Raw genomic sequence first — 25,074 nt, 5'->3', positions numbered from 1 at the left:
AGAGGGCATGATTGGCGGCCATGAGCGAGCACTTCGACGTGCATGGCGGAGCCCGGCTGGTCGGCGAGGTCGACGTGGTCGGCGCCAAGAACAGCGTGCTGAAGCTGATGGCCGCGGCCCTGCTGGCCGAGGGCACCACGACCATCACGAACTGCCCGCAGATCCTCGACGTCCCGCTGATGGGCGACGTGCTGCGGAGCGTCGGCTGCGAGGTCGTGATCGAGGGCGACACCGCCACCATCACGACGCCGGCCGAGCTGTCGCACCGCGCGGACTCGGCCGCGATGGGCAAGCTGCGCGCGTCCGTCTGCGTGCTGGGCCCGCTGGTCGGGCGGCTGAAGCAGGCCGTCGTCGCGCTGCCGGGCGGCGACGCGATCGGCTCGCGCCCGCTGGACATGCACCAGAACGGCCTGCGCAAGCTGGGCGCGACGAGCACCATCGAGCACGGCTGCGTCGTCGCGAAGGCCGAGACGCTGGTCGGCGCGCAGATCTGGCTCGACTTCCCCAGTGTCGGCGCGACCGAGAACATCCTGATGGCGGCCGTCCTGGCCGAGGGCACCACGGTCATCGACAACTGCGCGCGCGAGCCCGAGATCGTCGACATCTGCACGATGCTCACCGAGATGGGCGCGAAGATCGAGGGCGCCGGGACGTCGACGCTGACCGTGCACGGCGTGGAGCAGCTGCACCCGACCCAGCACAGCGTGATCGGCGACCGGATCGTCGGCGCGACCTGGGCTTTCGCGGCGTCGATGACCCGCGGCGACATCACGGTCCGCGGCGTGAACCCGCACCACCTCGACCTGATCCTGAACAAGCTGCAGCTGGCCGGCGCGGACGTCGAGACGTTCGGCGACAAGGGTTTCCGCGTGGTCCAGCCCGAGCGCCCGAAGGCGGTCGACTGGGTGACGCTGCCGTACCCCGGCTTCGCGACCGACCTGCAGCCGTTCGCGGTGGCGCTCTCGGCGGTGTCCGAAGGCACGTCGATGATCACGGAGAACGTCTACGAGGCGCGGTTCCGGTTCATCGAGGAGATGATCCGCCTCTCCGGCGACGCGCGCACGGACGGCCACCACGCCGTGGTTCGCGGGGTGGAAAGGCTGTCGAGCGCGCCGGTCTGGGCGTCCGACATCCGCGCGGGCGCGGGTCTCGTGCTCGCGGGCCTGTGCGCCGACGGCGTCACCGAGGTCTGGGACGTCTTCCACATCGACCGCGGCTACCCGCACTTCGTGGAGAACCTGAACCGGCTGGGCGCGAACATCAAGCGCGTCAGCGGCGATCCCGAGCGGAACTGACTCAGCCGCCCTGCGCGCCCAGTGCGCGCAGGGCGTAGTCCACGAGCCGGTCCACGTAGTCCGGCTCCGCCTCGGCCTGCCGGACCACCAGACGCCAGTAGATCGGCGCGGCCAGCACGTCCAGCGCCATCTCCAGGTCGAGGTCTTCGGGCAGCTCGCCGCGGGCGATGGCCCGGCGCAGCATCACTTCGCCGACCTCGCGCCGCGATCTGCCGATGCTCTCGCGCGTGCTGCGGCTGCGCTCCGGGTTCCGCATGTCCTCCGCGATCAGGTCCGGCAGGATCCGCGAGAACAGCGGGTGCGTCAGCCAGCCGATCAGGGCCTGCATCGTCTCCCGCAGGTCGCCGCGCAGTGACCCGGTGTCCACGTCGGCCGCGCGGGTCACGCTGAACTCCGTGATCACCGCGGCGATCATCTCGTCCTTCGACCCCCAGCGCCGGTAGAGCGCGCTCTTGCCGACCCCGGCGCGTTTCGCCACCGCCTCCATCGACAACCGGCCGTAGCCCTGCTCGGCGAGCTCGTGCAGGACGGCGTCGGTGATGGCCTGCGTGACCTCGGGCTGGAGGACCGCGGCGCCGGTCGGAGTACGTGCCATGGGCGGCAGTGTAGCGGGTGGACGGGACCGTACCGTCCCGTCTACAGTGACGTCGGGACGGTACCGTCTCGTCCACTCGTCAAGGAGGCTGCGATGCACGACTTCGTCGACCACGCGCTCGATCTGCTGCTCAAGCACGACATGGCCGGGTTCGCCGGGCTGTGGGCCGAGGACGGCGTCCTCGAGTTCCCGTTCGCCGGCCCCGGCTACCCGAAGCGCGTCGAGGGGCGCGACGCGATCCGCGAGTACCTGCGCGACTACCCGAACCTGCTCGACATCCGCGAGATCGTCGCGAAGACCGTGCACGAAACGGCCGACCCCGGCGTGGTCGTCGTCGAACTGACCGCCGGTGGGGTCGTCGTCGCGTCGCAGAAGCCGTACGAGCTGTCGTACATCTCCGTGATCACCGTCGCGGACGGCGAAATCCGCTCCTACCGCGACTACTGGAGCCCGCTCGCCGCGGCCGAGGTCCTCGGCGGCCTCGACGAGCTGACCGCGGCCTTCACCGGCGGCACCCGTGGCTGACGTCCTGGTCCTCGGCGGCACCGGCACCACCGGGCGCCGGGTCGTCGCGGGCCTGCGCGACCGCGGCGTCACGGCTCGGGCGGCCACGCGCAAGCCGGGTGAGCCCGGGCAGGTCCGGTTCGACTGGACCGACCGAGCGACCCACGCCGACGCCCTGCGCGGCGCCACCGCCGTCTACCTCATCGCGCCGATCGGCGAAGCCGCACCGGCGGGCCTGGTCGAGCCCTTCCTCGACGACGCCCTGGCGGCGGGCGTCCGCCGGGTCGTCCTGCTCAGCTCGTCGGCCGTCACGGCGGACACGCCCGGGCTCGGCGACCTGCAACGGCTGGTGCGCGCGGCGCCGGAGTGGGCCGTGCTGCGGCCGTCCTGGTTCATGCAGAACTTCACCGGCGAGCACCTCGTCGCCCAGGGCGTCCGTGACGGCGAGATCGTCACCGCCACCGGGGACGCGCGGGTCGCGTTCGTCGACGCCGGCGACATCGCCGCGGTCGCCGTCCGCGCGCTCACCGATCCCGAACCGCACAACACCGAACACGTGCTCACCGGCCCCGGCGCGGTGAGCTATTCCGAGGCCGCATCGATCATCGCCGCGCGCACCGGCCGTCCGGTGCGGCACCGCGCCGTGAGCACCGCCGAATTCGCGGCGCGGCTGACGGCTTCGGGAATTCCGGCGGACTTCGCGCGGGTGCTCGCCGCGCTCGACGAGGACATCCGGCGCGGGACCGAAGACCGCGTCACCCCGGCCGTCGAAGAGGTCACCGGCCGGCCCGCGCGCGCGTTCGAAACCTTCGTGGAAGAGGAAATCCGATGAAGCAGCTCATGTTCACCGAAGACCCGCAGTTCTGGTTCGAGACGCTGCGCCTGTTCGGCCACGCGTCCTACGGCGGCTCGGACTTCGGCGAGGTGCTCGCGGCCGCGTCGACCGTGACGGCCGGCGACTACGACAGCTGGCACGACGCCTACCGCGCCCTGGCCGACCGCCTCTACGCCGAGGCAGCCGATGCCGGGCCCATCACCGCGCGGGACCTGCTGCTGCGCGCGTCGACGTACTACTTCTCGTCCGAGTTCTTCCTCCACGGCGACCCGGCGGACCCGCGGATCGCGGCGGCGTACGACCGCAGCGTCGAGTGCTTCCGGCGCGCGGGCGTCGCGGAGCCGGTCGAAATCCCTTACGAGGGAACGGTTCTGCAGGGGTACTTCTACCGAGCGCCGGGTGCCGGGCCGAAGCCGCTGCTGATCGTGCACAACGGTTTCGACGGCAGCGCCGAGGAATGCCACTACCTGGGCGCGGCGGCGGGTGCCGAGCGCGGCTACCACGTGCTGACGTTCGACGGCCCGGGCCAGCCGAGCGCGCGCCGGCGCGAGAAGCTCGTGTTCCGGCCGGACTGGGAGCACGTCGTCACGCCGGTGGTGGACTTCGCACTGGGGCTTGACGGCGTGGACCCGTCCCGCGTGGCGCTGCTCGGCATCAGCCTCGGCGGCATGCTCGCCCCGCGCGCGGCGGCGTTCGAGCCCCGCCTGGCGGCGGTCGTCGCGGTCGACGGCGTGTACGACGCGGGCGCGGCGGTGACCGGCCTGCTGCCGTGGGACCGCGCGGAAATCGCCCGCCGGGCGCGGGCCGCGGAGGACCCGGAGTTCGACGCGCTCCTGGCGGCCGGCCGCGAGGCGAGCTCGACCATGCGCTGGGCGTTCGACCACGGCCGGTACGTCCTGGGCGCGGCGACCGACCGCGAGTTCATCGCGAAGTACCTCGAATACACACTGGAGGGCGGCATCGCGGAGAAGATCACGTGCCCGGCGCTGGTGTGCGAAGCGGCGGACGACCTGTTCTTCGGCGGGGAAACGGAAACCGAGCCGCGCCGGCTGTACGACCACCTGAACGCCCCGAAGACGCTGATGACGTTCACGGCGGAGGAGGGCGCGGACGCGCACTGCCACGTCGGCGCCCAGCGGCTCGCGGCCGGCCGGGTCTACGACTGGCTTGACCGCACGCTCTGACCGGGGCGGCCGAACGGGTGAACCGGGTCCCCGGTGCTCAACGGCGAACGGCGCCGGCGCGTGGTGACGGCGACCGAGTCAACCGAGGGGGAACTCCATGAACCTGGTCAAGCGAATCACGGCGGCGGGGCTGGCCGTGCTGGCCCTGGCCGTCGTCACGGCGGCGCCGGCGGGCGCGGACCCGGCACCGGCCGCGTGCACCTGGCGGGCCGAGCCGGTCCCGGTGCCGCCCTTCGCCGAACCCAGCTCCTACTACGTCGACGCGACGGACGGCGAGGGGAACTTCTCGGGCCGCACGTTCGTCAGCCAGAGCGCGTTCGGCGTGGTGCTGTGGGAGCACGGGGAACCGCGGCAGCTCGACCTGCCCGCCGGCTTCGACTCGGCGGTGCCCGCCGGCCAGACCCGCTCCGGGACGGTGCTCGTGAACGCCACGTCGTTCGACACCACCCCGGCGACCCACCAGATCTTCTTGTACCGCGACGGAACGTACGAGCCGCTCCGGCTGCCCGCGGGCTACCGGGACGCGCGCGCGGACGCGATCAACGACCGCGGCGACGTCGTGGCCACCGCGAGCGTTCCCGGCGGGACCGGCAGCGTCGTGATCCTGTGGTCCGTGCTCGCCGCGGGACCGCGCGTCATCGCCCCGCCCGAGCTGCCCTACGCGTCCGCGGTGGACATCGACGAAGACGGCACCGTCCTGCTCAGCGGCGGGTATTCGGCCTACCTCTGGCGCTCGGGCACCCTCACCCCGCAACCGCCGTCCCCCGGGACCCCGGTGCTGGCCCGGGAGATCAGCGGCGGCACCGCCGTGGGCGCGGTGCTCGACGCCGCGGGCCCGAAGGCCGTGCTGTGGTCGCAGGACACGCCGCACCTGCTCGAAGGCGGTGGCACCGCCGAAAGCGTCAACCGCCACGGCACGATCGCCGGCCGGGTCGGCGCCTGGGACGGCCCGCCCGCGGTCTGGCAGGGCACCGGCCTGGTGACGAAGCTGCCGCTGCCCGACGGGGCGACCTCGGCGTCGGCCGACCTGATCGGTGACGACGGAACGGTCTTCGGCCGGGGCGACGGCGACACCGGTCCCGTCCTCTGGCGCTGCGGCTCCTGAGTCAGCCCTCGAACGCGAGGGCGGCTCCGAAGCCGATGAGCGCGGTGCCGGTGACGCCGTCGAGGGAACGGCGGACCCGGCGCCGCCGCAGCCACGCGCGCACCCGGTGCACGAACAGCAGAAGCAGCACCTGCCACACCACCCCGAGCGCCGCGACGGTGTACGCCAGCAGCAGCGAGTCACCCAGCGTCGACGCCGGCGTCAGGAACTGCGGCAGCACCGACAGGTACAGCACGATCACCTTGGGGTTGGTGATGTTCGACAGGAAGCCCTCGCGGAACCGGCGGCTCCGGGTGGCGCGAGCGCGGCGGACGTCGTCGAGGGCTTCGTAGTCCCCGCGCCAAGCGCCGCGCAACGCCTGGATGCCCAGGAACACCAGGTAGGCCGCGCCCAGCCACTTCACCGTCTCGAAGACCGGCTGGTAGCGCGTGATCACCGCGCCCAGCCCGAGCGCCGCCGCCGTGCCCTGCAGGAAGTTCGCGACGCTGATGCCCGCGCACGCCCAGCCGCCGCCCCGGGCGCCGCCCGTCAGCGCGTTCTTCAGCACGACCATCGTGTCCGGGCCCGGCATCATCGCCAGGAACGCCATCATCCCGGCGAACCCGAGGTAGGTGCTCCACGTCATCAGGACTCCAGGGCGAGGGCCGCGCCGAACCCGAGCAGCGCGGTGCCGGTGACGCCGTCCAGCGCACGGCGGACCCGGCGGCGGCCCAGCCACGCGCGGACGCGGTGCACGAACACCAGCAGCACCAGCAGCCACAGCGCGCCGAGCACCGCGACGGTGTAGGCCAGCAGCAGCGAGTCGCCGATGCTCGACTCGGCCGTCAGGAACTGTGGCAGCACCGAGAGGTACAGCACCAGCACCTTGGGGTTCGTGATGTTGGAGAGGAACCCTTCGCGGAACCGCCGGAACCCGCCGCCGCGGCGGCGCTGGACCTGCTCGACGACGTCGTAGTTCCCGCGGAACGCCCCGCGCAGCGCCTGGAAGCCGAGGAAGACGAGGTAGGCCGCGCCGACCCACTTGAGCGCGAGGAACACCGGCTGCGACCGCGCGATGAGGACGCCGAGCCCGAGCGCGGCGGCACTGCCCTGGACGGCGTTGCCGGTGAAGATGCCGAGCGACGCGAGCAACCCGCCCCGGAACCCGCCGGACAGCGCGTTCTTCAGCATCACCATCGTGTCCGGGCCCGGCGCGAGCACGATCAGGACCACGATGAGCAGGTAACTCCCGTAAGCACTCCACGTCACGGCTGACCACGCTAAACGACGCGCACCGGTCCGGTCTCGCGGATTTCCGTCACACCGTCCGCCGCGTAATGGGGTGCGTTGGGCACGGAGGGTGCACGAGCGTGCGCGGCGCGCGCGGAAATCGGCGGGAGGGGCCTCCGCAGAGTAGTGTTCGGCCATGTCAGCAGGGGAAATCGAGCTTCTACCCGGTGAGCGCGTGCTCTGGGCGGGAGAGCCGGTCCAGCGCCCGTTGTACGTCGCCACGGACGGGGTGATCGCCCCTGCCGGACTCATCCTCGCCGTCGCCGCGCTCTGGTTCCTGCTCGCGAAGCAGCCCAGCGGGGGCGCCATGGCCGGAGCTGTCGTCGTGCTGGTGATCGGCCTGTACGGCGCCGTCGGCCGATCCGCCGTCCGGTACCTCGCGCTCGGGCGCACGACCTACGCCGTGACCGACAGCCGGATCATCGCGCGTTCGGGGCTGTTCCGGCAGAAGGAACGCGCCAGCGAGCTGGCCGGGCTGTCCGCGCCCGTCCTCAAGCCGGGGCCGTCCCGCACCGGCACCATCACCGTCGGAACGGGCGAAGTGACGCTGATCGGCGTCGGCGAACCCAAGCGTGTCCGCGACCTGCTCACCAAGGCCATCGACGAGGCCAAGGCCCGCCAGGCCCCGCCGGAAACGGACACTTCGGCCGCCTGAGGGACAACCTCGGCGCCCGTTCGAACGTGCTCCGTGCATGCGGGAAGCAGTGCTGTGGACGGGCAAGCCGGCGATCCGGCGGTTGTTCCACCGCTACGACTACTTCGCGGCCGGGCTGGTCTTGGCCGTGGTGGCCGGTCTGCTCGGCATGACGTCCGCCGTGGACAGCCGGCCGGCGCTCCAGGCCACGGCCGTGGGCGGCGCTCTGCTGCTCGTCCAAGCCGGCGTGCGGTGGCTGCAACTCCGCCGGCTGACCTACGTCGTGACCGACCGGCGGGTGCTCGTCGACGCGGGCCTGGTGTGGCGGCGGACGACGTCCGCGCGCCTCGGTGGCCTGGCCGCGCCGGTCGTGGTGCCGGAACGCGGCGGCACCGGGACCGTCACCTTCGGCACCGTCGAACCGCACCTCGTGGCGGCCGCGAGGTACGGGGCCCACCAGAACAAGTCCGGCCCGCTCCCGGTCGTTCTGGCGGGCATCCCCGAGCCGGAGCGGGTGCGGGCGCTGCTCGCCGAGGCGATCGGCGCCGCCCGTCGGCGGCGAGCCACCGGCAAACCGGACGATTCGCTCTTCTGACCCGGATCGGGGCAACCCTCCGGGCTTGCCGTGCGTGAGCCGGGTAAGACAAAGGGGAGTCCCGGTGCCCGACCAGCGTGACGACGTCGCCGAGGACCGCTCGGATCCGGGAGCCGGACCGGCAGGCGCGAACCCGGCCGTCCACGCGGTCCTCTTCCCGGGGGAGCACGTGCTGTGGTGGGGACGGCCCCGCCGGCACCCCCTGCACATCGAGGAGTGGCTCCGGCTGGGCATGGCCCTGGTCTGGGCCGCGCTGACGTCCCTGATCTTCACCGCGTCGCTCATCCGGAACAACCCGATGGCCTACTTCGTCCTGCCGATGATGGTGTTCGGCCTCCTCCCGCCCGCCGTGCTGATCTTCTTCCGGCAGCGGATGGCGCGCTCGACCTCCTGCTTCCTCACGACACTGCGGGTGCTCGCGATCCACGAACGGCCGTGGTTCCGGGCGCGGTGGGAGTACCTGGCGCTGGTGCCGGCCCCGGTCGTGCGGACTGGCCGCACGGGCACCGGCACGCTCTCCTTCGGCCGGCCGGACCCGATCGCCCGGATCGGGGCGTTCTTCTCCCCGCCGGCGTGGGGGCCGCCACCGGACAGGGCCCTGTCGCTGCGTCGCGTGGAGTTCCGCGGGATCGGGGACGCCGAGCAGGTCAGGGACCTGGTCGTGCGAGCACAGGACCCGCGCTGAACCACCCGGACGTGTCCGATTGCACTGCCACCTTAAGTTACCGGTCGGTACACTCGACGAAACGTCCACCGCCGGAGGTGTCCTGTGCCGTACCCAACGGACCGCGAGCGAGACCGACCGTGGGTGATGCGGACCTACGCGGGGCACTCCTCCGCGGCCGCGTCGAACGAGCTTTACCGGCGCAACCTCGCCAAGGGGCAGACCGGGCTTTCGGTGGCGTTCGACCTGCCGACGCAGACCGGCTACGACCCGGACCACCAGCTTTCCCGCGGTGAGGTCGGCAAGGTGGGCGTGCCCGTGTCGCACATCGGCGACATGCGGCGGCTCTTCGACGGCATCCCGCTCGCCGAGGCCAACACGTCGATGACGATCAACGCGCCGGCCATGTGGCTGCTCGCGCTGTACGTCTCCGTGGCGCGCGAGCAGGCCGAAGCCGAGGGGCGCGACGTGGACGAGGTCCTCGCGAAGCTCACCGGCACCACGCAGAACGACATCATCAAGGAGTACCTGTCCCGCGGGACCTACATCTTCCCGCCGGGGCCCAGCCTGCGGCTGATCACCGACATGATCGCGTGGACCGTGCACCACGTGCCGAAGTGGAACCCGATCAACATCTGCAGCTACCACCTGCAGGAAGCCGGCGCGACGCCGACGCAGGAGGTCGCCTACGCGCTGTGCACCGCGATCGCCGTGCTCGACGCCGTCCGCGACTCCGGGCAGGTCGAGCAGGCCGACATGGCCAAGGTCGTCGCGCGGATCTCGTTCTTCGTCAACGCCGGCGTCCGGTTCGTCGAGGAGATGTCCAAGATGCGCGCGTTCACCGCGCTCTGGGACGAGCTCACGCGGGATCGTTACGGCGTAACGGATCCGAAGGCGCGCCGCCTGCGCTACGGCGTCCAGGTCAACTCGCTCGGGCTCACCGAAGCCCAGCCGGAGAACAACGTCCAGCGGATCGTGCTGGAGATGCTCGCGGTGTCGCTTTCGCGCGGCGCCCGCGCCCGCGCCATCCAGCTGCCCGCCTGGAACGAGGCGCTCGGCCTGCCCCGGCCGTGGGATCAGCAGTGGGCGCTGCGGATGCAGCAGGTGCTCGCGTTCGAGACGGACCTGCTGGAGTACGAGGACATCTTCGACGGCTCGCACGTCATCCAGGCCAAGGTGGACGAGATCATGGCCGGCGCGCGCGAGGAGATCGCGCGTGTGCAGGACCTCGGCGGCGCGGTCGCCGCGGTCGAGAGCGGCTACATGAAGTCGCAGCTGGTCGGGTCGCTCGCCGAGTACCGCCGCGGGATGGAAAACGGCGAGCGCGTCCTGGTCGGCGTCAACAAGTTCGAGACGACCGAGCCGTCGCCGCTGCAGGCCGAGGGCGCCAAGGCGATCGAGACGATCGATCCCGCCGTCGAAAAGGCGGCGGTCACCGCGATCGAGGAATGGCGCACCCAGCGCGACAACGCGGCCGTCGAGCGGTCCCTGGCCGTGCTGAAGGAACGCGCGCAGACCACGGAAAACCTCTTCGAGGCCACTGTGGACTGTGCACGCGCGGGCGTGACCACCGGCGAGTGGTCCGGGGCGCTGCGCGAGGTGTTCGGCGAATACCGGGCGCCCACCGGGGTTTCCGCGACCGCGGGCGGCGGGGGCGACCCGGAGATCGAGCGCGTCCGCTCCCGGGTGCGGGAAACCGAAGCGGAACTCGGCGAGCGGCTGCGGATCCTGGTCGGCAAGCCCGGCCTCGACGGGCACTCCAACGGCGCCGAGCAGGTCGCCGTCCGGGCCCGCGACGTCGGCTTCGAGGTCGTCTACCAGGGCATCCGGCTGACGCCCGAGCAGATCGTCGCGGCCGCCGTGCAGGAGGGCGTGCACGTCGTCGGGCTGTCGGTGCTCTCCGGTTCGCACCTGGAGGTCGTCCCGACTGTGGTCGACGGCCTGCGCGCCGCGGGCGCCGGTGACGTGCCGGTGATCGTCGGCGGCATCATCCCGCCGGACGACGCCGCGCTGCTGACCGAGCGCGGCATCGCCCGCGTGTTCACGCCGAAGGACTACGAGCTGACCGGGATCATGGACGGGATCGTCTCGCTCATCCGTGAGCGCCACGGCCTCGGCTGAGGCCGGCCAGGATCTCCTTCGTGGACTTCACGGTGGCGAACTGGTTCGCCAGGTTCGCCGCCGTGACGCGGTACAGCTCGTCGGCGGTCACGCCCGGGAGGTCGAACGTGAACGTCGCGTCGAGCGCGAAAGTCACGTCGTAGCCCAGGTTCCCGCCCATGCGCGCGGTGGTTTCGCAGCAGAAGTTCGTCTGGATACCGGCCAGGACGAAGCTCGTGATGCCGCGCTTGCGCAGCCACGCGTCGAGGTCGACGTCGCCGAGGAACGCCGAGTTCACCTTCTTGCCGAACACGAGGTCCGGCCGCGCGCCGTCGAGTTCGAGCTTGAAGTCGTTGCCCGGCTGACCGGGCCGCAGCGGCGAGTCCGGCTTCACGGAGTCGTGGTGCACGAGCACGACGGGCAGCCGCCGCTCCTGCCACGCGTCGAGCAGCGCCTTCATGTTCGCTTCGGCGCCGGGGTTGTTGCGCGGTCCCCAGAAACCTGCCTCGTCGAACCCGCGCTGGACGTCGATCAGGATGAGTGCCGTTTCGGTCATGACGTCGAGTCTCGCGGGCTCCGGCCGCGCGGGGGAGTGGCAGAAGACGCGCGATGCGGTACTTTCCTGCCATGCGCACGATCGGCGTTCTGCTGCTGCCGGGCACCCGGATGTTCGACCTCGCGGTGATCGGCGAGGTCTGGGGCCAGGACCGGACCGACAGCGGGATCGGCCCGTTCACGCTGCGGTTGTGCAGCCCGGGCCGCGTCCGCACCGCCGTCTCGCCGTTCGGGGACGTCGCGGCGACGCACGGGCTGGCCGGCCTCGACGGCTGCGACCTCGTCCTGGCGCCGGGCCGCGACGATCCGCTCGCGCCGGTCTCGCCGGCCGCCGTCGCGGCGCTGCGCCGGGCGCACCGGGCGGGGACGACCGTCGCCGCGCTGTGCTCGGGCGCGTTCACGCTGGCCGCCGCCGGCCTGCTCGACGGCCGCCCGGCGACCACGCACTGGCGCGACTTCGACGCCCTCACCAGCGTCGCGCCGCGGGCCGACCTCCAGCGCGACGTCCTCTACGCCGATGACGGCGGTGTCCTGACGTCCGCGGGCGTCGTGGGCGGCCTCGACCTGTGTCTCCACCTGGTCCGCCGCGACCACGGCGCGGAGGTCGCCGCGTCGCTGGCCCGCCGCCTGGTGATGCCCCCGGTGCGCGAGGGCGGACAGCGCCAGTACGTCGACACCCCGTTGCCGGCCAACGCTTCCCAACCGGGATTGTCGTCCACAATGGACTGGGCGCTGGCGCGGCTCGGGTCCGGCATCGGGGTCGAGGACCTCGTCGGGCACGCGCGGATGAGCGAGCGGACGTTCCACCGCGAGTTCGCGGCCGCCGCGGGCGTGACGCCGGGGCGGTGGCTGCGGGTGCAGCGCGTGCGGCTCGCGCAGCGGCTGCTGGAGACGACGTCGCTGCCGGTCGAACGCGTCGCGGAACGCTCCGGACTGGGGACGGCGGCGAACCTGCGGCGCCGGATGCGCGCCGAAGTGGGGGTCGGCCCGGACAGCTATCGGCGCACCTTCCGAAGAGTTACCGTCGAGGCATGACCGAGTACGAGCACATCCTGGTCAAGCGCGACGCCGACACCGTCACGATCACCATGAACCGCGCGGCACGGCGCAACTCGCTCTCCGCGGAGCACCTGGCCGAACTGCTGGCCGCGTTCCACGAGGCGGGGACGTCCGACGCGACCGGCATCGTGCTGGCCGGCGCCGGGCCGGTGTTCTCGGCCGGGCACGACTTCGGCGACGTCGCCGCGCGCGACCTGATGGGCGTGCGCGAGCTGCTGACGCTGTGCACCGACCTGATGAAGACCATGCAGTCCGTGCCGCAGGTCGTCATCGCGCGGGTGCACGGCCTGGCCACTGCGGCGGGGTGCCAGCTCGTGGCGTCGTGCGATCTCGCCATCGCGGCCGAATCGGCGGGCTTCGCGCTGCCGGGCGGCAAGGGCGGCTGGTTCTGCCACACGCCGGCGGTTCCGGTGGCGCGCTCGATCGGCCGCAAGCGCCTGATGGAGCTGGCGCTGACCGGCGACGTCATCGACGCGCCCACCGCGCTGGAGTGGGGCCTGGTCAACCGCGTAGTCCCCGACGATGAGCTGGACGACGCCGTCGCCGAGCTGCTGGCACGGGCGACCCGTGGCAGCCGGGCGAGCAAGACGATGGGCAAGGTCACGCTCTACGCCCAGCTCGACCGGCCCGAGGCCGACGCCTACGCGATCGCGCTGGAGGTCATGGCCTCGGCGTCCCAGCTGCCCGGTGCGCGCGAAGGCATGGCGGCGTTCCTCGAGAAGCGCAAGCCCTCCTGGCCCGACTGAGCGGCCGAGGCTCCGGCCGCGTTTCTTCGTGGCGGTCGGCCGTACCATACGGTATGGTATGGACATGGCGAGCAAGCGGGACTGGCTGGACGCGGGGTTGGTGCTGCTGGCGGAGCAGGGCGCGCCATCGGTGACCATCGAGCGGCTGTCCGAGCGGCTCGGCCTGTCGAAGGGCTCGTTCTACCACCACTTCAAGGGCATGACCGGCTACCGGACCGCCCTGCTGGAGCACTTCGAGACCGAGCGCACGATCCGGTTCGTGGAGCAGGCCGAAGCGGCCGAAGGCGACCGCCTGAGCACGTTGCTGAAGCTCGTCCTCGCGCCCGGACCCGGCCTCGGGCTCGAGATCGCCATCCGGGCGTGGGCCCTGCAGGACGCCGAAGCGCGGGCGGTCCAGGAGCGCGTCGACCGGACCCGCGTGGCCTACCTGACCGAGGTCAGCGGCGACGCCGGCCTGGCGCAGGCGCTGTACCTGATCGTCGTCGGCGCCGGGCAGGTCGTGCCGCCGCTGTCCGGCCGGGAGCTCAAGAGTGCGTTGGAACTCGTTCTGGGGAGAAGGAAATGACCGAACCGTTCGCCGATGGCGCCGACTACGTCGAGTTCAAGGAGATCGAGAGCGAGAACAGCCTGCGGGAGTTCGTCGCGGGGGTGTTCGGCTGGTCGCCCGTCTGGGTGAAGGCGCTGTTCGGCGCCCGGTACGTCCTCGCCAAGGCGCTGCGGCTGGACACCGCCTCGGTGCCGCGCGGTGGCCGGCTGCGGCCCGAGGACGTCGGGTTCGCGCCCGGCGACCGGGTCGCGTTCTTCACCGTCCGGGCCGGCGACCCGGAGCGCTACCTGGTCGCGGGCGTGGACGACAGTCACCTGAGTGGCTACCTGACGGTCGAATCGGTGCCCCGCGGCTTCCGGCTCGGCACGATCGTGCACTTCCACAACCGCGTCGGCCCGGCTTACTTCGCGCTCATCAAGCCGTTCCACCACCTGGTGATCCGCGGGATGCTCAAGGCCGGTGCCGCTCGGCCAGCATGAGCTGACCCCACGCGGCGATCGACTGCGCGTCGGTGATCTCCCCGGCCAGGATCATCTTCTCGAGGTCCGCGCGCGAGAACCACGCGCTGCGCATGTCCTGCTCCTCGACCTCGCGTTCGGGCTCGCCCTCGGTGATGTCGGTGGCGAGGAACACCCAGCCGCGCTGGCTGCTCATGCCGGCGGCGACGTCCAGCTTGCCGAGCGGCACCATCGAGCCGGCGCGCAGGCCCGTCTCTTCGCGCAGTTCGCGCGCGGCGAGCTCCGCGGGCGGTACGTCGGCGAGGCCGGGCGCGGTGCCCTGCGGGAACTCCCAGCGCCGCTCGCCCAGCGGGTAGCGGAACTGCTCGACCAGCCGGAACCGGTCGCCGTCCTGGGCGATGACGAGGGCGTAGTCCGGCTTGTCGATCACGCCGTAGATGCCCGCCGAGCCGTCCGGGCGGCGGATGTCGTCTTCGCGCACGGTCATCCAGTTGTTCCGGTACACCTCGCGGGACGCGACACGCTGAATGGGGTCCACGCGCCCAGTATCACCGACCCTGTCCTACCCTCCTCGGGTGCGTCTCGTGATCGCGCGGTGCCAGGTCGACTACGCCGGCCGGCTCACCGCCCACCTGCCGATGGCCACCCGCCTGTTGCTCGTGAAGTCCGACGGGTCGGTGTCCGTCCACTCCGACGACCGCGCGTACAAGCCGTTGAACTGGATGAGCCCACCCTGCTGGCTGATCGAGGACGGCAAGCTCTGGATCGTCGAGAACAAGCAGGGCGAGAAGCTGGTGATCACGATCGACGAGATCTACCACAACCACGCCCGCGACCTGGGTCCCGAGCCGGGCCTGCAGAAGGACGGCGTCGAGGCGCACCTGCAGGAGCTGCTGGCCGAGCACATCAAGACCCTCGGCGACGGCTACACGCTGGTCCGCCGCGAGTTCCCGACGGCGATCGGCCCGGTCGACATCATGGCCCGCGACGCCGACGGCAAGTCGGTGGCGGTGGAGATCAAGCGCCGCGGCGAGATCGACGGGGTGGAGCAGCTGACGAGGTACCTGGAGCTGCTGAACCGCGACCCGCTGCTGGCCCCGGTCCAGGGCGTGTTCGCGGCGCAGATCATCAAGCCCCAGGCCCGGACGCTGGCGGAGGACCGCGGGATCAGGTGCCTGACGCTGGACTACGACGAGCTGCGCGGCATCGAGTCCGACGAGTTCCGGCTGTTCTGACGTGGAACCCGGCCGGTACGTCCACTACAAGGGCGGCGAGTACGAGGTGCTCGGGGTGGCATCCCACAGCGAGACCGAGGAGCGGCTGGTGGTGTACCGGGCGCTGTACGGCGCGCGCGGGTTGTGGGTGCGGCCGGAGGCGATGTTCGGCGAGACGGTGGAGACGGCGGACGGCCCGGTGCCCCGCTTCCGGCACGTCCCGGACTGAGGCTCACCGCACGTCGAAGGTGCACGAGTAGGTCTTGCCGCGGGCGAAACTCGCGATGTGGTTTTCGCCCTTGATCATCAGGCCGCCGTGCCCGGACAGCTGCTCCCCGGTGTCCGGGTCGAGCGTGGACCACGACCCGGAGCCGCACCACCAAAGCCGCATGGCGTCCGCGTTGGTCGCGATGATCGGTCGGATGATGGGAACCTTCGTGATCGTGAGTGAAGATCGCGCGAAGCGTGCCCGTTGTTTCAGATGTGCGCCATGTCGAGACCATCGTCCGGCCGGCCTGAAACACCGATACCGAACCGATGCCGAATTGCGGTATCTGATTCTCCCGTGATTACTCCGCCAGGAAATCATTAACCCGATAGACGTCAGAACAGTGACCAGATCCTTTCTGACCTGCCTTTATGCGCTGTTCGGGTGAGTTCGGGATCCTCTTGCGGGCAGTTGTGCGACACTCGATTTCGAGGGGTTCCGCCGGTGCGTCCGGTGTGGCCGGAGGGTGGTGCGCTCGGCCGTCTTTCTTTGTCGTGCCTACGTTTTCAGTCCGCCTTCGAGCTCGTGTGCGCGTGCCTGTCCGGCCGGTGTGCGCGCTTTTTCGCCTGCACGGAGGAGGAAGTCATGCGTTATCGCCCACTCGGTTCCGATCCGGCCGACCCGCGGCTGGGCCGGTTCATTCCGGACGACTGGCGGCACGTCGAAAGGTATCCGCTCACCGCGCTGTCCGACGACGACCGGCCCACGCGGGCGCCCGTCGTGATCGGGGTCAACTGGTACTCCGCTTTCGACACCCCGGAGCAGGACGAGGCCTCCGGCGAGTTCTTCATCGCCAAGGCCGGCGTCAAGAAGCTGGGCCGGATCCGCGGCGGTCACTGCGTCTGCCTCGAGCCGGGCGGTACCCCGGACACCGATGCCTGGTACGCGTTCTACGACCAGGGCAAGGAAGGCGCCTGCGTCGGCTTCGGCTGGTCGCGCTGCATCTCGATCTTCAACGGCAGCGAGTACGCCGCCCGCTGGCTCTGGGACTCGGCCAAGAAGCGCGACGAGTGGCCCGAAACCAACCCCGGCGACGACAACGGCACGTCGGTCCGCGCCGCGGCCGAAGTGCTCAAGGAAGCCGGGCACGTCCTGTGGGACGACTCCTACGCCACCGACGACTGGGCGGCGCGCGAGAAGTACGCGCCCGAGGCCAAGCAGGGCATCAAGGCGTTCCGCTGGGCCAAGTCGGTCGACGACGTGCACTCGGTGCTCGCCAACCCGCGGGCCGACGAACTCGGCGCCGTGCCGCTGCTCAACTCGTGGGGCCCGGGCTACCCGCACCGCACCTACCTGCCCGACGAAGTGCTCGCCAAGCTGATCGAAGAAGACGGCGAGATCGCGGTCCCGACCGACCGGTGATCCACAGCCGCTCCCGCGGTGCGTGACAGAGGGCGCGTTTCCCCAGGTCAAGGCCGGGGGAACGCGCCTTCTGGCCACTTTGGACGCGTCAACGTGCCGACCCTGAATCCATGCAGTACTGTCCGGATCCGACAGAGCAGTGGTGATTCCTGTGGGTTGTTGTCCAGTTTGAAAAGAGGTGGGTCGGGTGCTCGTCCTAGCCGATGCGAACCTGCGACTCGACGCGAGCGCGATCGACTACATCGAGTTGGCGTTCTACTTCGTGCTCGTGCTCGGCATCGGGTACCTGGCACGGCGTCAAGTGTCGAGCAGTCTCGACTTCTTCCTGTCGGGCCGCTCACTGCCCGCCTGGGTCACCGGCCTGGCGTTCATCTCGGCGAACCTCGGCGCGGTCGAGGTCATGGGCATGTCGGCCAACGGGGCCCAGTACGGCCTGCCGACCGTCCACTACTTCTGGATCGGCGCGATCCCGGCGATGCTGTTCCTCGGCATCGTGATGATGCCGTTCTACTACGGCTCGAAGGTCCGCAGCGTCCCCGAGTTCATGCGGCGCCGCTTCGGCAAGCCCGCCCACCTCGTCAACGGCGTCAGCTTCGCCGCCGCCCAGATCCTGATCGCCGGCGCGAACCTGTTCCTGCTGGCCAGCGTGGTGAACCTGCTGCTCGGCTGGCCGCTGTGGGTGTCGATCATCATCGCCGCCGTGATCGTCCTCTCCTACACCGCGCTCGGCGGCCTCTCCGCCGCGATCTACAACGAGGTCCTGCAGTTCTTCGTGATCGTCATCGCGCTGGTGCCGCTGACGATCATCGGCCTGGTCAAGGTCGGCGGCTGGCAGGGCCTGGTCGACAAGGTCACCACCAGCCCGGGCGGCACCGCGCAGCTGCACTCGTGGCCCGGTGACAACCTGACGGGCTTCGGCAACAACATCCTCTCGATCCTCGGCATCGTGTTCGGTCTGGGCTTCGTGCTCTCCTTCGGCTACTGGACGACGAACTTCGTCGAGGTCCAGCGCGCGATGGCGTCGAAGAGCATGTCCGCCGCGCGGCGCACGCCGATCATCGGCGCGTTCCCGAAGATGCTGGTCCCGTTCATCGTGATCATCCCCGGCATGATCGCCGCGGTCACCGTGTCCGAGTACGTCAAGGACAAGCAGGTCCTGCTGGACGGCGGCACCGCGGAAAGCGGCGTCACGTTCAACAACGCGCTCCTGCTGCTGATGCGCGACCTGCTCCCGAACGGCATGCTCGGCATCGCGATCGCCGGCCTGCTGGCCTCGTTCATGGCCGGCATGGCCGCGAACCTCAGTTCGTTCAACACGGTCTTCACGTACGACATCTGGCAGACCTACATCAAGAAGGACAAGCCGGACGGCTACTACCTGCGCCTCGGGCGCGTGGTGACGTCGGTCGGCACGATCCTCGCCATCGGCACCGCGTTCATCGCGTCGAACTCCGGCAACATCCTGAACTACCTGCAGGACCTGTTCTCGTTCTTCAACGCGCCGCTGTTCGCGACGTTCATCCTGGGCATGTTCTGGAAGCGGATGACCCCGCACGCCGGCTGGAGCGGCCTGGTGCTCGGCACCGCGTCCGCGATCACGGTCTGGGGCCTGTCGCAGGCCGGGGTGATCGGGCTCGAGGGCCAGGGCACCAGCTTCGTCGCCGCCGGCACGGCGTTCGTCGTCGACATCGTGGTGAGCGTCGTGGTGTCGCTGGCGACCAAGCCGAAGCCGGACGAAGAGCTGGTGGGGCTGGTCTACTCGCTGACCCCGAAGGAAACCCGCAAGCACGACGACACCGGCGAGAACGCGGGCTGGTACCGCAAGCCGGGCCTGCTCGCGGGCATCGTGCTCATCCTGACCATCGCCCTCAACGCCATCTTCTAGGAGGTCCGTCATGGCTACCGAGTCCGGCGCGCGACCGCGGAAGGCGGGCGCCTTCGACATCCGGCTGATCATCGCCCTGCTGATCGGCGTCTACGGCGTCATCCTGACGATCATGGGCATCGGCTTCACCTCCGACGAGGACATCGCGAAGGCCGCCGGGGTGAACATCAACCTGTGGGCCGGCATCGGCATGCTGGTGGTCGCCGCGTTGTTCATCATCTGGGCCAAGGTCCGGCCGCTGATCGTGCCGGCCGAGCCCGAGAGCGAAGACACACCCGCCGCCAAGGCCGAATAGCCGGGTTGCCCGGACAGGGACGCGAGGTTCCGGCTACCGTGCATCGCGTGCTCCCCGACGTTCGGCGCCGCCGTCTCCCGAAGCTGTTCCTGCTGGTCACCGCCCTCGCGCTGCCGTTGACCGCGTGCGGGCAGGACCTCGGCAAGTCCAACTTCGCGCGGACGACGGTGCCCGCGGCGGCCGGCGGCACCGGCCCGGTCTCCGACGGCCCGATCACCGATGCCGCCGTGGCCGCGAACGTGCTGCGCACGGTCAAGCCGTGCCAGTTCCTGACCAAGGAAGCCCTCGGCGCGCTCGGCCTCGGCACGGTCGAGGAGGACCCGTCGCCGTCGTCGATCGCCTTCGACCGGTGCACCAACAGGGTGAAGGACCCCGGCGGCAAGGAGATCCGGCTCGGGTTCGAGATCGGCAACACCCTGCTGCCGCACGCGGACAAGACCACCGGGCAGACCGGCGGGCTGCCGCTGCGCGTGAACAAGACCGACGAGACGAGCTGCACGGTCGCGACGATGACGGCGCTGAACCCGGACATGGCGCTGACGGTGTCGGTCACCTACCCCGGCGATCCGTGCCGTCCCGGGCGGACGCTCATGGACGCCATCGTGCAGAAGCTGCACAGCTCGCCGGAGAAGTACTCGACGCCGGCGGGCACCCTGCTGACCGCCGACCCGTGCGCCATGGCCGACACCGCGGCGGTCGCCCCCACCGTGCCGTCGGCGAAGTCCGCGCCGTCGGGCCTGCACTCCTGCCAGTGGCAAAGCAACGGTGCCAACCCGACCGTGACCGTCAAGTTCCTGCCGGGACTGCCGCCGATCGCCGGGGACGGTTACTCCACCGTGGACCTCGGCAACGGCGTCACGGCGTTCCAGAAGCAGGGCGGCACGAGCGCGTCGCGGTGCACGGTCGAGTGGCAGCACCGGCCGTGGCAGGGCGACGACTTCGAACTGGCCCAGGTGGACTACGAGAACTACAACGCCAAGCCGGACGCCGACGACCCGTGCGGCAAGGCGGTCACCGTCGCGAAGAACGTGGTCACGAAGCTCCCGAAACCCTGACCTGGCGGCGCGAGGCGCGGAGAGGTAGGAAGGGGACACCCCACCCGCCGATGTGCCGGAGGTTGCCGTGAAGAAGATCATCAACGATCCGGCGAACGTGGTCGTGGAGTCGCTGCGGGGCCTCGCCGCCGCGCACGCGGACATCCTGCGCGTCCAGGAGGATCCGGACGTGGTGGTCCGCGCCGACGCGCCGGTCGCCGGGAAGGTCGCCGTCATCTCCGGCGGCGGGTCCGGGCACGAGCCGCTGCACGGCGGGTTCGTCGGCCGGGGCATGCTCGCGGCGGCCGTGCCGGGCGCGGTGTTCACGTCGCCGACGCCGGACGCCGTGCAGGCCGCCGTCACCGCGACCACCGGCGAGGCGGGCGCCCTGCTCATCGTCAAGAACTACACCGGCGACGTGCTGAACTTCGAGACGGCCGCCGAGCTGGCCGCCGCCGAAGGCCTCGAGGTGCGCAGCGTCGTGATCGACGACGACGTCGCGGTCAAGGACTCGACCTACACCGCGGGCCGCCGCGGGGTCGGCGGCACGGTGCTGCTGGAAAAGATCACCGGTGCGGCCGCCGAGCGCGGCGACTCGCTCGACGCCGTGACCGCGCTGGCGCAGAAGGTGATCGGCCGGGTGCGGTCGATCGGCGTCGCACTGACCGCGCCGACCGTGCCGCACGCCGGCACGCCCAGCTTCGACCTCGGCGACGGCGAGATCGAGTTCGGCATCGGCATCCACGGCGAGCCCGGCCGCGAACGGATCCCGCTCGAACCGGCCGACGCGCTGGTCGCGCGGATGGTCCAGGCGGTGGTCGAGGACCTGCCGTTCTCCTCCGGTGACCGCGTGCTGCTGTTCACCAACTCGATGGGGGCGACCCCGCTCGTCGAGCTCTACCTGGCGCACGGCATCGCCGAGCGGCTGCTGGCCGAGCGTGGGATCGTGGTCGAACGCCGGCTGGTCGGCCCGTACATCACCAGCCTCGAGATGCAGGGGATGAGTCTGACGTTGCTCAAACTGGACGACGAGCTGACCGAGCTCTGGGACGCCCCGGTGAACACCGCGGCGCTGCGGTGGGGGGTCTGATGACCTGCAAGGCCGACGGGGTCGCGGCGGCCGTGCGCGCCGCCGCGGCGGTGGTCGCCGAGCACCGCGTGGAGCTGATCGACCTCGACCGCGCGATCGGCGACGGCGACCACGGCGAGAACCTGAACCGCGGGTTCACCGCCGTCGTCGCGGCCCTCGACGCGGGTGCGCCGGAGACGCCGGGTGCGGTCCTGAAGCTCGTCGCGACGACGTTGATCTCCAAGGTCGGCGGGGCGGCGGGTCCGTTGTACGGCACGGCTTTCCTGCGTGCTTCGGCCAAGCTCGGCACCGCCGGTGACCTCGACGTCCCGGGGCTGCTGGACGCGTTGCGCGCCGGGCTCGAAGGCGTCCAGGCCCGCGGGAAGGCGGTGGGCGGCGACGCGACCATGGTCGACGCCCTGATCCCGGCGGTGGCGGCCGCGGAGAAGGCAGCCGAGGACGGCGGGGACGTCGCCGCGGTGCTGACCGCGGCGGCCGACGCGGCCGACCGCGGCGCCGAGTCCACAGTGGAGTTGGTGCCGCGCAAGGGGCGCGCGTCCTACCTGGGCGAGCGCGCAGTGGGGCACCTGGACCCGGGTGCGCGGTCGTCGGCACTGCTGCTGCGCGCGTTCGCGGAGGCCGCCCGGTGAGCGTCGGCATCGTGCTCGTTTCGCACAGCGCGAAGCTCGCGGAAGGCTTGGCGGAGCTGGCCGCCCAGATGGCGCCGGACGTCACCATCATGGCCGCTGGAGGTCTGTCCGACGGCTCGATCGGCACCGACTACGACGAGGTCGTCGCGGCCACCCAGCGCGCCGACTCCGGTGATGGGATCGTGCTGCTCTACGACCTTGGCAGCGCCCAGATGACCGCCGAGCTGGCCGTCGAATCGCTGGCCGACCCCTCGGCCGCCATCGTCGCGGACGGCCCGCTGGTCGAAGGCGCGATCGCCGCGGCGGTCGCGGCTCAATCGGGCAAGGACCGCAAGGCGGTGGCGGAGGCCGCCGCGGCAGCCGGGATGCCCGAGGACCTTTCGCCGGCCGAACCCGCCGCCGGCGGTGCGGACGAGGTCGAGCTGGTCCTGCGGAACGAGGTCGGGTTGCACGCCCGCCCGGCCGCGGTGCTGGTGCGCGCGCTGAGCGCGTTCGACGCCGAAGTCACCGTCCGGCTCGGTGACCAGGAGGCCGACGGCCACAGCGTGCTGGCCCTGATGTCGCTCGGTGCCCGCCAGGGTGACCGGATCCGCGTGCGGGCCCGCGGCCCGCAGGCGCCCGCCGCGCTGGACAAGGCGAAAGAGCTGGTGGACGGCAACTTCGGCGAGTGAACCCGGTTCGCCGACCGGGTGACTTGCCCGGTACTGACTCGATTCCGTCTGGGCTTCCGGCGGTTGCGTGTGGCAGAGTCAGGGGCCAATTACCGGTGAGTAACATCTCTGGAGGCCTCGATGGCGCGGGACATCTCGACAGTCGGAGTGGTCGGCCTCGGAACGATGGGGGCGGGTATCGCCGAAGTGCTCGCGCGCAGCGGACTCGACGTCGTCACGGTCGAGCTCGACCAGGCGGGGGTCGAGCGGGGCCGTGGTCACCTGCGGCACTCCACCGAACGGGCGCTCTCCGGCGGAAAGCTCGACGAGGCCAGCCGTGAGGCACTGCTGGAACGGATCCGGTACAGCACTTCGCTGTCGGATCTGTCCGAAGTGGACATCGTGATCGAGGCGATCCCGGAAAGCCTCGCGCTGAAGGCCGACGTCTTCACCGAGCTGGACAAGGTCACCCGGCCGGACGTCGTGTTCGTGTCCAACACCTCGTCGCTGTCGATCACCGAGATCGGGGTGCACACGGCGCGCCCCGGCAAGGTCGTCGGCATGCACTTCTTCAACCCGGCGCCGGTGCAGAAGCTGGTCGAGATCGTGAAGACCGTGGTCACCGAGCCGGAGGTGGTCACCGAGGTGGTCGCGTTCGCCGAGCGGCTCGGCAAGGTGCCGGTGGTGATCGGCGACCGGGCCGGCTTCATCGCGAACGCGCTGCTGTTCGGCTACCTCAACCACGCCGTGCGGATGTACGAGCAGCGTTACGCCACGCGCGAGGACCTCGACGCCGCGATGCGCTTCGGCTGCGGCTACCCGATGGGCCCGCTCGCGCTGCTCGACCTGATCGGGCTGGACACCGCATACGAAATCCTCGACACGATGTACCACCAGTCCCGCAACCGGCTGCACGCGCCGGCGCCGCTGCTCAAGCAGATGATCACGGCGGGCCAGCTGGGACGCAAGACGGGCCGCGGCTTCTACGCCTACGATGCACCGGATTCGCCCAACGTGGTCTCGGATGTAGTGGCGTCGTCCACTATGGACAGTGTCGCGCCTCGGCCGGTGGCCCGGGTCGGTGTGATCGGCACCGGGACGATGGCGACCGGCATCGCGGAGGTGTTCGCGAAACGCGGTCTCGACGTCGTGCTGCGCGCCCGGAGCCTGGAGAAGGCGCAGGCGTCCGTGGCGAAGGTGAAGAAGTCGCTCGACAAGGCCGTGGTCAAGGGGAAGCTGTCCGAAGAGGACGCGGCTCTCGCCTTGTCCCGGATCACCCCGGTCACCGACTTCGAAGCACTGGCCGACGTCGACCTGGTCGTCGAGGCGGTGGCCGAAGAGCTTTCGGTGAAGCAGGCGGTGTTCGCGGCACTGGACGAGGTCGTCCGCCCAGGCGCGGTGCTGGCGACGACGACGTCTTCCCTGCCGGTGATCGAATGCGCGGCGGCGACCTCCCGGCCGTCCGACGTGCTCGGTCTCCACTTCTTCAACCCGGCCCCGGTGATGAAGCTGGTGGAGGTGGTCTCGACGATCGCGACCGCCCCGGACGTGGTGGCGACGGCGAGCGCGGTCTGCGCCGCGGTGGGCAAGCACGCGGTCCACTGTGGAGACCGCGCGGGCTTCATCGTCAACGCACTGCTGTTCCCGTACCTGAACGACGCCGTGAAGATGCTGGAGGCCCACTACGCGGGGGCGGACGACATCGACACGGCCATGAAGGTGGGCTGCGGCCTGCCGATGGGCCCGTTCGAGCTGCTGGACGTGGTCGGACTGGACGTTTCGCTGGCCATCCAGCGGACCCTGTACAACGAGTTCCGCGAGGAGGGGTTCGCGCCGGCGCCGCTGCTGGAGCACCTCGTGACGGCCGGCCGGCTGGGCCGGAAGACCGGGAAGGGCTTCAAGGACTACTGATCAGCTTCCCAGGCTGAGGGCGACGTTCCCGTTGCGCGCGTCGTCGGGCTGCACCATGATCCGGCCCCGGTGGGACACCTCGACGAGGTAGAACTTCTCGCCCGCCGGAACGTTCGGCGCGGACAGCGTGAACACGCAGCTGCCGCCGCCGCCTGAGTGTCCCATCCCCAGCGCGCCTTGGGAGAGCACGGTTCCGGCGGCGTTGTAGACGGTGACCGTCGTCCCGGTGGTGATGTCCGAATAGCCGCCGGAGCCGCCGCAGGTGCTGTAGCCGTATCCACCGCTGTTCAGGGTGAACGTGCCGCGGAGGTCGAACGCCTCGCCGGCCGTGCCAGCCGTGCCGGGCGGGCCGATGGGCGTGCCGGAATCGGCCAGGTCCAGACCGACCCACAAGGCGCCGACCAGAGCCGCGCCGGCCGCGGCCGCGAGCACCAGGTGCCAGGGATTCGTCTTCGTCCGCACCGGCGGCGGATCCTGCGGCGGCGCCCACGGGCCGGGCGGCGCGGGTTCGTACGCACTGGTCATCGCGAGTCCTCCGTCGCACGTCCGGGCTTTGCTCCGTTTGTACGCAGGAGGTCGGCCGGACGGAGG

General features: G+C 70.9%; 30 protein-coding genes. 23 read left to right on the top strand and 7 right to left on the bottom strand.

The window, feature by feature from the left end; all coding sequences use genetic code 11:
• The first annotated feature begins 20 nt into the window (after window positions 1–20).
• Window positions 21–1,295, top strand: a complete 1,275-nt coding sequence (murA, locus tag ACZ4TR_RS21695) for a UDP-N-acetylglucosamine 1-carboxyvinyltransferase (protein WP_465288705.1) — start codon at window positions 21–23, stop codon at window positions 1,293–1,295.
• Between the two features lies 1 nt (window position 1,296).
• On the opposite strand, the gene ACZ4TR_RS21690 is transcribed toward murA, so the two are convergent.
• Window positions 1,297–1,890: a TetR/AcrR family transcriptional regulator gene (locus tag ACZ4TR_RS21690; RefSeq protein WP_465288704.1), complete on the bottom strand. Its 594-nt coding sequence runs from the start codon at window positions 1,888–1,890 to the stop codon at window positions 1,297–1,299.
• Window positions 1,891–1,983: 93 nt separating this feature from the next.
• On the opposite strand from ACZ4TR_RS21690, the gene ACZ4TR_RS21685 reads away from it, so the two are divergent.
• The 4 genes from ACZ4TR_RS21685 (at window position 1,984) to ACZ4TR_RS21670 (ending at window position 5,518) form a co-directional block, all read left to right on the top strand.
• Complete coding sequence (locus ACZ4TR_RS21685; protein ID WP_465288703.1) at window positions 1,984–2,415, top strand: nuclear transport factor 2 family protein; 432 nt, start codon at window positions 1,984–1,986, stop codon at window positions 2,413–2,415.
• Complete coding sequence (locus ACZ4TR_RS21680; RefSeq protein ID WP_465288702.1) at window positions 2,408–3,226, top strand: NmrA family NAD(P)-binding protein; 819 nt, start codon at window positions 2,408–2,410, stop codon at window positions 3,224–3,226. Before ACZ4TR_RS21685 ends, ACZ4TR_RS21680 begins: the two co-directional genes overlap by 8 nt.
• Window positions 3,223–4,413, top strand: coding sequence for an alpha/beta hydrolase family protein (locus ACZ4TR_RS21675; RefSeq protein WP_465288701.1), 1,191 nt, complete (start codon window positions 3,223–3,225; stop codon window positions 4,411–4,413). The genes ACZ4TR_RS21680 and ACZ4TR_RS21675 overlap by 4 nt, the downstream gene beginning before the upstream one ends.
• Window positions 4,414–4,510: 97 nt before the next feature.
• Complete coding sequence (locus ACZ4TR_RS21670; RefSeq protein WP_465288700.1) at window positions 4,511–5,518, top strand: hypothetical protein; 1,008 nt, start codon at window positions 4,511–4,513, stop codon at window positions 5,516–5,518.
• Between the two features lies 1 nt (window position 5,519).
• Here the strand turns inward: ACZ4TR_RS21670 and ACZ4TR_RS21665 are convergent, their stop codons facing one another.
• Both ACZ4TR_RS21665 and ACZ4TR_RS21660 read right to left on the bottom strand, forming a co-directional pair.
• On the bottom strand, window positions 5,520–6,143 hold the full coding sequence (locus tag ACZ4TR_RS21665; protein WP_465288699.1) for a LysE family translocator: 624 nt from the start codon (window positions 6,141–6,143) through the stop codon (window positions 5,520–5,522).
• A complete protein-coding gene (locus ACZ4TR_RS21660) occupies window positions 6,143–6,766 on the bottom strand; it encodes a LysE family translocator (RefSeq protein WP_465288698.1) in 624 nt (207 codons plus the stop codon). Before ACZ4TR_RS21660 ends, ACZ4TR_RS21665 begins: the two co-directional genes overlap by 1 nt.
• 157 nt (window positions 6,767–6,923) lie before the next feature.
• Here ACZ4TR_RS21660 and ACZ4TR_RS21655 point away from each other — a divergent pair, with 157 nt between their 5' ends.
• The 4 genes from ACZ4TR_RS21655 (at window position 6,924) to ACZ4TR_RS21640 (ending at window position 10,801) form a co-directional block, all read left to right on the top strand.
• Window positions 6,924–7,442 (top strand): PH domain-containing protein, encoded by a 519-nt coding sequence (locus tag ACZ4TR_RS21655; protein ID WP_465288697.1) that lies wholly within the window; start codon window positions 6,924–6,926, stop codon window positions 7,440–7,442.
• A 37-nt stretch (window positions 7,443–7,479) separates the two neighbouring features.
• Window positions 7,480–8,016: a hypothetical protein gene (locus ACZ4TR_RS21650; RefSeq protein ID WP_465288696.1), complete on the top strand. Its 537-nt coding sequence runs from the start codon at window positions 7,480–7,482 to the stop codon at window positions 8,014–8,016.
• Window positions 8,017–8,080: 64 nt separating this feature from the next.
• Complete coding sequence (locus tag ACZ4TR_RS21645) at window positions 8,081–8,701, top strand: hypothetical protein (RefSeq protein ID WP_465288695.1); 621 nt, start codon at window positions 8,081–8,083, stop codon at window positions 8,699–8,701.
• Between the two features lie 84 nt (window positions 8,702–8,785).
• Window positions 8,786–10,801: a protein meaA gene (locus ACZ4TR_RS21640; RefSeq protein WP_465288694.1), complete on the top strand. Its 2,016-nt coding sequence runs from the start codon at window positions 8,786–8,788 to the stop codon at window positions 10,799–10,801.
• Here ACZ4TR_RS21640 and ACZ4TR_RS21635 read toward each other — a convergent pair.
• Window positions 10,773–11,336: a cysteine hydrolase family protein gene (locus ACZ4TR_RS21635; RefSeq protein ID WP_465288693.1), complete on the bottom strand. Its 564-nt coding sequence runs from the start codon at window positions 11,334–11,336 to the stop codon at window positions 10,773–10,775. The two genes, ACZ4TR_RS21640 and ACZ4TR_RS21635, sit on opposite strands and share 29 nt — an antisense overlap.
• A gap of 71 nt (window positions 11,337–11,407) precedes the next feature.
• Between ACZ4TR_RS21635 and ACZ4TR_RS21630 the strand changes: the two genes are divergently transcribed.
• From ACZ4TR_RS21630 to ACZ4TR_RS21615, 4 genes are all read left to right on the top strand, one after another.
• Window positions 11,408–12,370: a GlxA family transcriptional regulator gene (locus ACZ4TR_RS21630; protein WP_465288692.1), complete on the top strand. Its 963-nt coding sequence runs from the start codon at window positions 11,408–11,410 to the stop codon at window positions 12,368–12,370.
• Window positions 12,367–13,140, top strand: coding sequence for an enoyl-CoA hydratase-related protein (locus tag ACZ4TR_RS21625; RefSeq protein ID WP_465288691.1), 774 nt, complete (start codon window positions 12,367–12,369; stop codon window positions 13,138–13,140). Before ACZ4TR_RS21630 ends, ACZ4TR_RS21625 begins: the two co-directional genes overlap by 4 nt.
• A 64-nt stretch (window positions 13,141–13,204) precedes the next feature.
• The gene (locus tag ACZ4TR_RS21620) at window positions 13,205–13,705 is read left to right on the top strand and encodes a TetR/AcrR family transcriptional regulator (protein WP_465288690.1); all 501 of its coding nucleotides are present in this window, start codon (window positions 13,205–13,207) and stop codon (window positions 13,703–13,705) included.
• Window positions 13,702–14,166 carry a DUF2867 domain-containing protein gene (locus ACZ4TR_RS21615; protein WP_465288689.1) on the top strand — a complete coding sequence of 155 codons (465 nt, stop codon included), beginning with the start codon at window positions 13,702–13,704 and terminating at the stop codon, window positions 14,164–14,166. The genes ACZ4TR_RS21620 and ACZ4TR_RS21615 overlap by 4 nt, the downstream gene beginning before the upstream one ends.
• On the opposite strand, the gene ACZ4TR_RS21610 is transcribed toward ACZ4TR_RS21615, so the two are convergent.
• A complete protein-coding gene (locus ACZ4TR_RS21610; protein WP_364520539.1) occupies window positions 14,138–14,683 on the bottom strand; it encodes an NUDIX hydrolase in 546 nt (181 codons plus the stop codon). The two genes, ACZ4TR_RS21615 and ACZ4TR_RS21610, sit on opposite strands and share 29 nt — an antisense overlap.
• A gap of 37 nt (window positions 14,684–14,720) precedes the next feature.
• On the opposite strand from ACZ4TR_RS21610, the gene nucS reads away from it, so the two are divergent.
• Together nucS and ACZ4TR_RS21600 are read left to right on the top strand one after the other, a co-directional pair.
• Complete coding sequence (gene nucS / locus ACZ4TR_RS21605; RefSeq protein WP_364520541.1) at window positions 14,721–15,380, top strand: endonuclease NucS; 660 nt, start codon at window positions 14,721–14,723, stop codon at window positions 15,378–15,380.
• Window position 15,381: 1 nt separating this feature from the next.
• Window positions 15,382–15,588, top strand: coding sequence for a DUF1653 domain-containing protein (locus ACZ4TR_RS21600; protein WP_364520543.1), 207 nt, complete (start codon window positions 15,382–15,384; stop codon window positions 15,586–15,588).
• 3 nt (window positions 15,589–15,591) lie between these two features.
• Here the strand turns inward: ACZ4TR_RS21600 and ACZ4TR_RS21595 are convergent, their stop codons facing one another.
• On the bottom strand, window positions 15,592–15,750 hold the full coding sequence (locus ACZ4TR_RS21595; RefSeq protein ID WP_465288688.1) for a hypothetical protein: 159 nt from the start codon (window positions 15,748–15,750) through the stop codon (window positions 15,592–15,594).
• 462 nt (window positions 15,751–16,212) lie between these two features.
• On the opposite strand from ACZ4TR_RS21595, the gene ACZ4TR_RS21590 reads away from it, so the two are divergent.
• From ACZ4TR_RS21590 to ACZ4TR_RS21555, 8 genes are all read left to right on the top strand, one after another.
• On the top strand, window positions 16,213–16,989 hold the full coding sequence (locus ACZ4TR_RS21590) for a hypothetical protein (RefSeq protein WP_465288687.1): 777 nt from the start codon (window positions 16,213–16,215) through the stop codon (window positions 16,987–16,989).
• 187 nt (window positions 16,990–17,176) lie between these two features.
• Window positions 17,177–18,874: a sodium:solute symporter family protein gene (locus ACZ4TR_RS21585; protein ID WP_465288686.1), complete on the top strand. Its 1,698-nt coding sequence runs from the start codon at window positions 17,177–17,179 to the stop codon at window positions 18,872–18,874.
• A 10-nt stretch (window positions 18,875–18,884) separates the two neighbouring features.
• On the top strand, window positions 18,885–19,169 hold the full coding sequence (locus ACZ4TR_RS21580) for a hypothetical protein (RefSeq protein ID WP_465288685.1): 285 nt from the start codon (window positions 18,885–18,887) through the stop codon (window positions 19,167–19,169).
• Between the two features lie 47 nt (window positions 19,170–19,216).
• Entirely contained in the window at window positions 19,217–20,224 is a 1,008-nt protein-coding gene (locus ACZ4TR_RS21575) for a DUF3558 domain-containing protein (protein WP_465288684.1), read from the top strand.
• A 67-nt stretch (window positions 20,225–20,291) separates the two neighbouring features.
• A complete protein-coding gene (gene dhaK, locus ACZ4TR_RS21570; protein ID WP_465288683.1) occupies window positions 20,292–21,293 on the top strand; it encodes a dihydroxyacetone kinase subunit DhaK in 1,002 nt (333 codons plus the stop codon).
• On the top strand, window positions 21,293–21,922 hold the full coding sequence (dhaL, locus tag ACZ4TR_RS21565) for a dihydroxyacetone kinase subunit DhaL (RefSeq protein WP_465288682.1): 630 nt from the start codon (window positions 21,293–21,295) through the stop codon (window positions 21,920–21,922). Before dhaK ends, dhaL begins: the two co-directional genes overlap by 1 nt.
• Window positions 21,919–22,593, top strand: a complete 675-nt coding sequence (gene dhaM, locus ACZ4TR_RS21560; RefSeq protein WP_465288681.1) for a dihydroxyacetone kinase phosphoryl donor subunit DhaM — start codon at window positions 21,919–21,921, stop codon at window positions 22,591–22,593. The genes dhaL and dhaM overlap by 4 nt, the downstream gene beginning before the upstream one ends.
• A gap of 120 nt (window positions 22,594–22,713) precedes the next feature.
• Window positions 22,714–24,483 carry a 3-hydroxyacyl-CoA dehydrogenase family protein gene (locus tag ACZ4TR_RS21555; RefSeq protein WP_465288680.1) on the top strand — a complete coding sequence of 590 codons (1,770 nt, stop codon included), beginning with the start codon at window positions 22,714–22,716 and terminating at the stop codon, window positions 24,481–24,483.
• Here ACZ4TR_RS21555 and ACZ4TR_RS21550 read toward each other — a convergent pair whose 3' ends face one another.
• Window positions 24,484–25,008 (bottom strand): hypothetical protein, encoded by a 525-nt coding sequence (locus ACZ4TR_RS21550; protein ID WP_465288679.1) that lies wholly within the window; start codon window positions 25,006–25,008, stop codon window positions 24,484–24,486. It lies immediately after the preceding gene.
• Between the last annotated feature and the right edge of the window lie 66 nt (window positions 25,009–25,074).

It is taken from the genome of Amycolatopsis sp. NPDC028719 (assembly GCF_055565395.1).
Note: the sequence above shows the minus strand (reverse complement) of the source record. Positions and strands in the feature narration are given on the sequence as shown.

Bases quoted from the DNA above. Each gene is read 5' to 3' on its own strand.
- murA (WP_465288705.1), top strand. From the start codon at position 21: ATGAGCGAGCACTTCGACGTGCATGGCGGAGCCCGGCTGGTCGGCGAG.
- ACZ4TR_RS21690 (WP_465288704.1), bottom strand. From the start codon at position 1,890: ATGGCACGTACTCCGACCGGCGCCGCGGTCCTCCAGCCCGAGGTCACG.
- ACZ4TR_RS21685 (WP_465288703.1), top strand. From the start codon at position 1,984: ATGCACGACTTCGTCGACCACGCGCTCGATCTGCTGCTCAAGCACGAC.
- ACZ4TR_RS21675 (WP_465288701.1), top strand. From the start codon at position 3,223: ATGAAGCAGCTCATGTTCACCGAAGACCCGCAGTTCTGGTTCGAGACG.
- ACZ4TR_RS21670 (WP_465288700.1), top strand. From the start codon at position 4,511: ATGAACCTGGTCAAGCGAATCACGGCGGCGGGGCTGGCCGTGCTGGCC.
- ACZ4TR_RS21665 (WP_465288699.1), bottom strand. From the start codon at position 6,143: ATGACGTGGAGCACCTACCTCGGGTTCGCCGGGATGATGGCGTTCCTG.
- ACZ4TR_RS21655 (WP_465288697.1), top strand. From the start codon at position 6,924: ATGTCAGCAGGGGAAATCGAGCTTCTACCCGGTGAGCGCGTGCTCTGG.
- ACZ4TR_RS21650 (WP_465288696.1), top strand. From the start codon at position 7,480: ATGCGGGAAGCAGTGCTGTGGACGGGCAAGCCGGCGATCCGGCGGTTG.
- ACZ4TR_RS21635 (WP_465288693.1), bottom strand. From the start codon at position 11,336: ATGACCGAAACGGCACTCATCCTGATCGACGTCCAGCGCGGGTTCGAC.
- ACZ4TR_RS21630 (WP_465288692.1), top strand. From the start codon at position 11,408: ATGCGCACGATCGGCGTTCTGCTGCTGCCGGGCACCCGGATGTTCGAC.
- ACZ4TR_RS21625 (WP_465288691.1), top strand. From the start codon at position 12,367: ATGACCGAGTACGAGCACATCCTGGTCAAGCGCGACGCCGACACCGTC.
- ACZ4TR_RS21620 (WP_465288690.1), top strand. From the start codon at position 13,205: ATGGCGAGCAAGCGGGACTGGCTGGACGCGGGGTTGGTGCTGCTGGCG.
- ACZ4TR_RS21615 (WP_465288689.1), top strand. From the start codon at position 13,702: ATGACCGAACCGTTCGCCGATGGCGCCGACTACGTCGAGTTCAAGGAG.
- ACZ4TR_RS21595 (WP_465288688.1), bottom strand. From the start codon at position 15,750: ATGCGGCTTTGGTGGTGCGGCTCCGGGTCGTGGTCCACGCTCGACCCG.
- ACZ4TR_RS21590 (WP_465288687.1), top strand. From the start codon at position 16,213: ATGCGTTATCGCCCACTCGGTTCCGATCCGGCCGACCCGCGGCTGGGC.
- ACZ4TR_RS21580 (WP_465288685.1), top strand. From the start codon at position 18,885: ATGGCTACCGAGTCCGGCGCGCGACCGCGGAAGGCGGGCGCCTTCGAC.
- dhaL (WP_465288682.1), top strand. From the start codon at position 21,293: ATGACCTGCAAGGCCGACGGGGTCGCGGCGGCCGTGCGCGCCGCCGCG.
- ACZ4TR_RS21555 (WP_465288680.1), top strand. From the start codon at position 22,714: ATGGCGCGGGACATCTCGACAGTCGGAGTGGTCGGCCTCGGAACGATG.
- ACZ4TR_RS21550 (WP_465288679.1), bottom strand. From the start codon at position 25,008: ATGACCAGTGCGTACGAACCCGCGCCGCCCGGCCCGTGGGCGCCGCCG.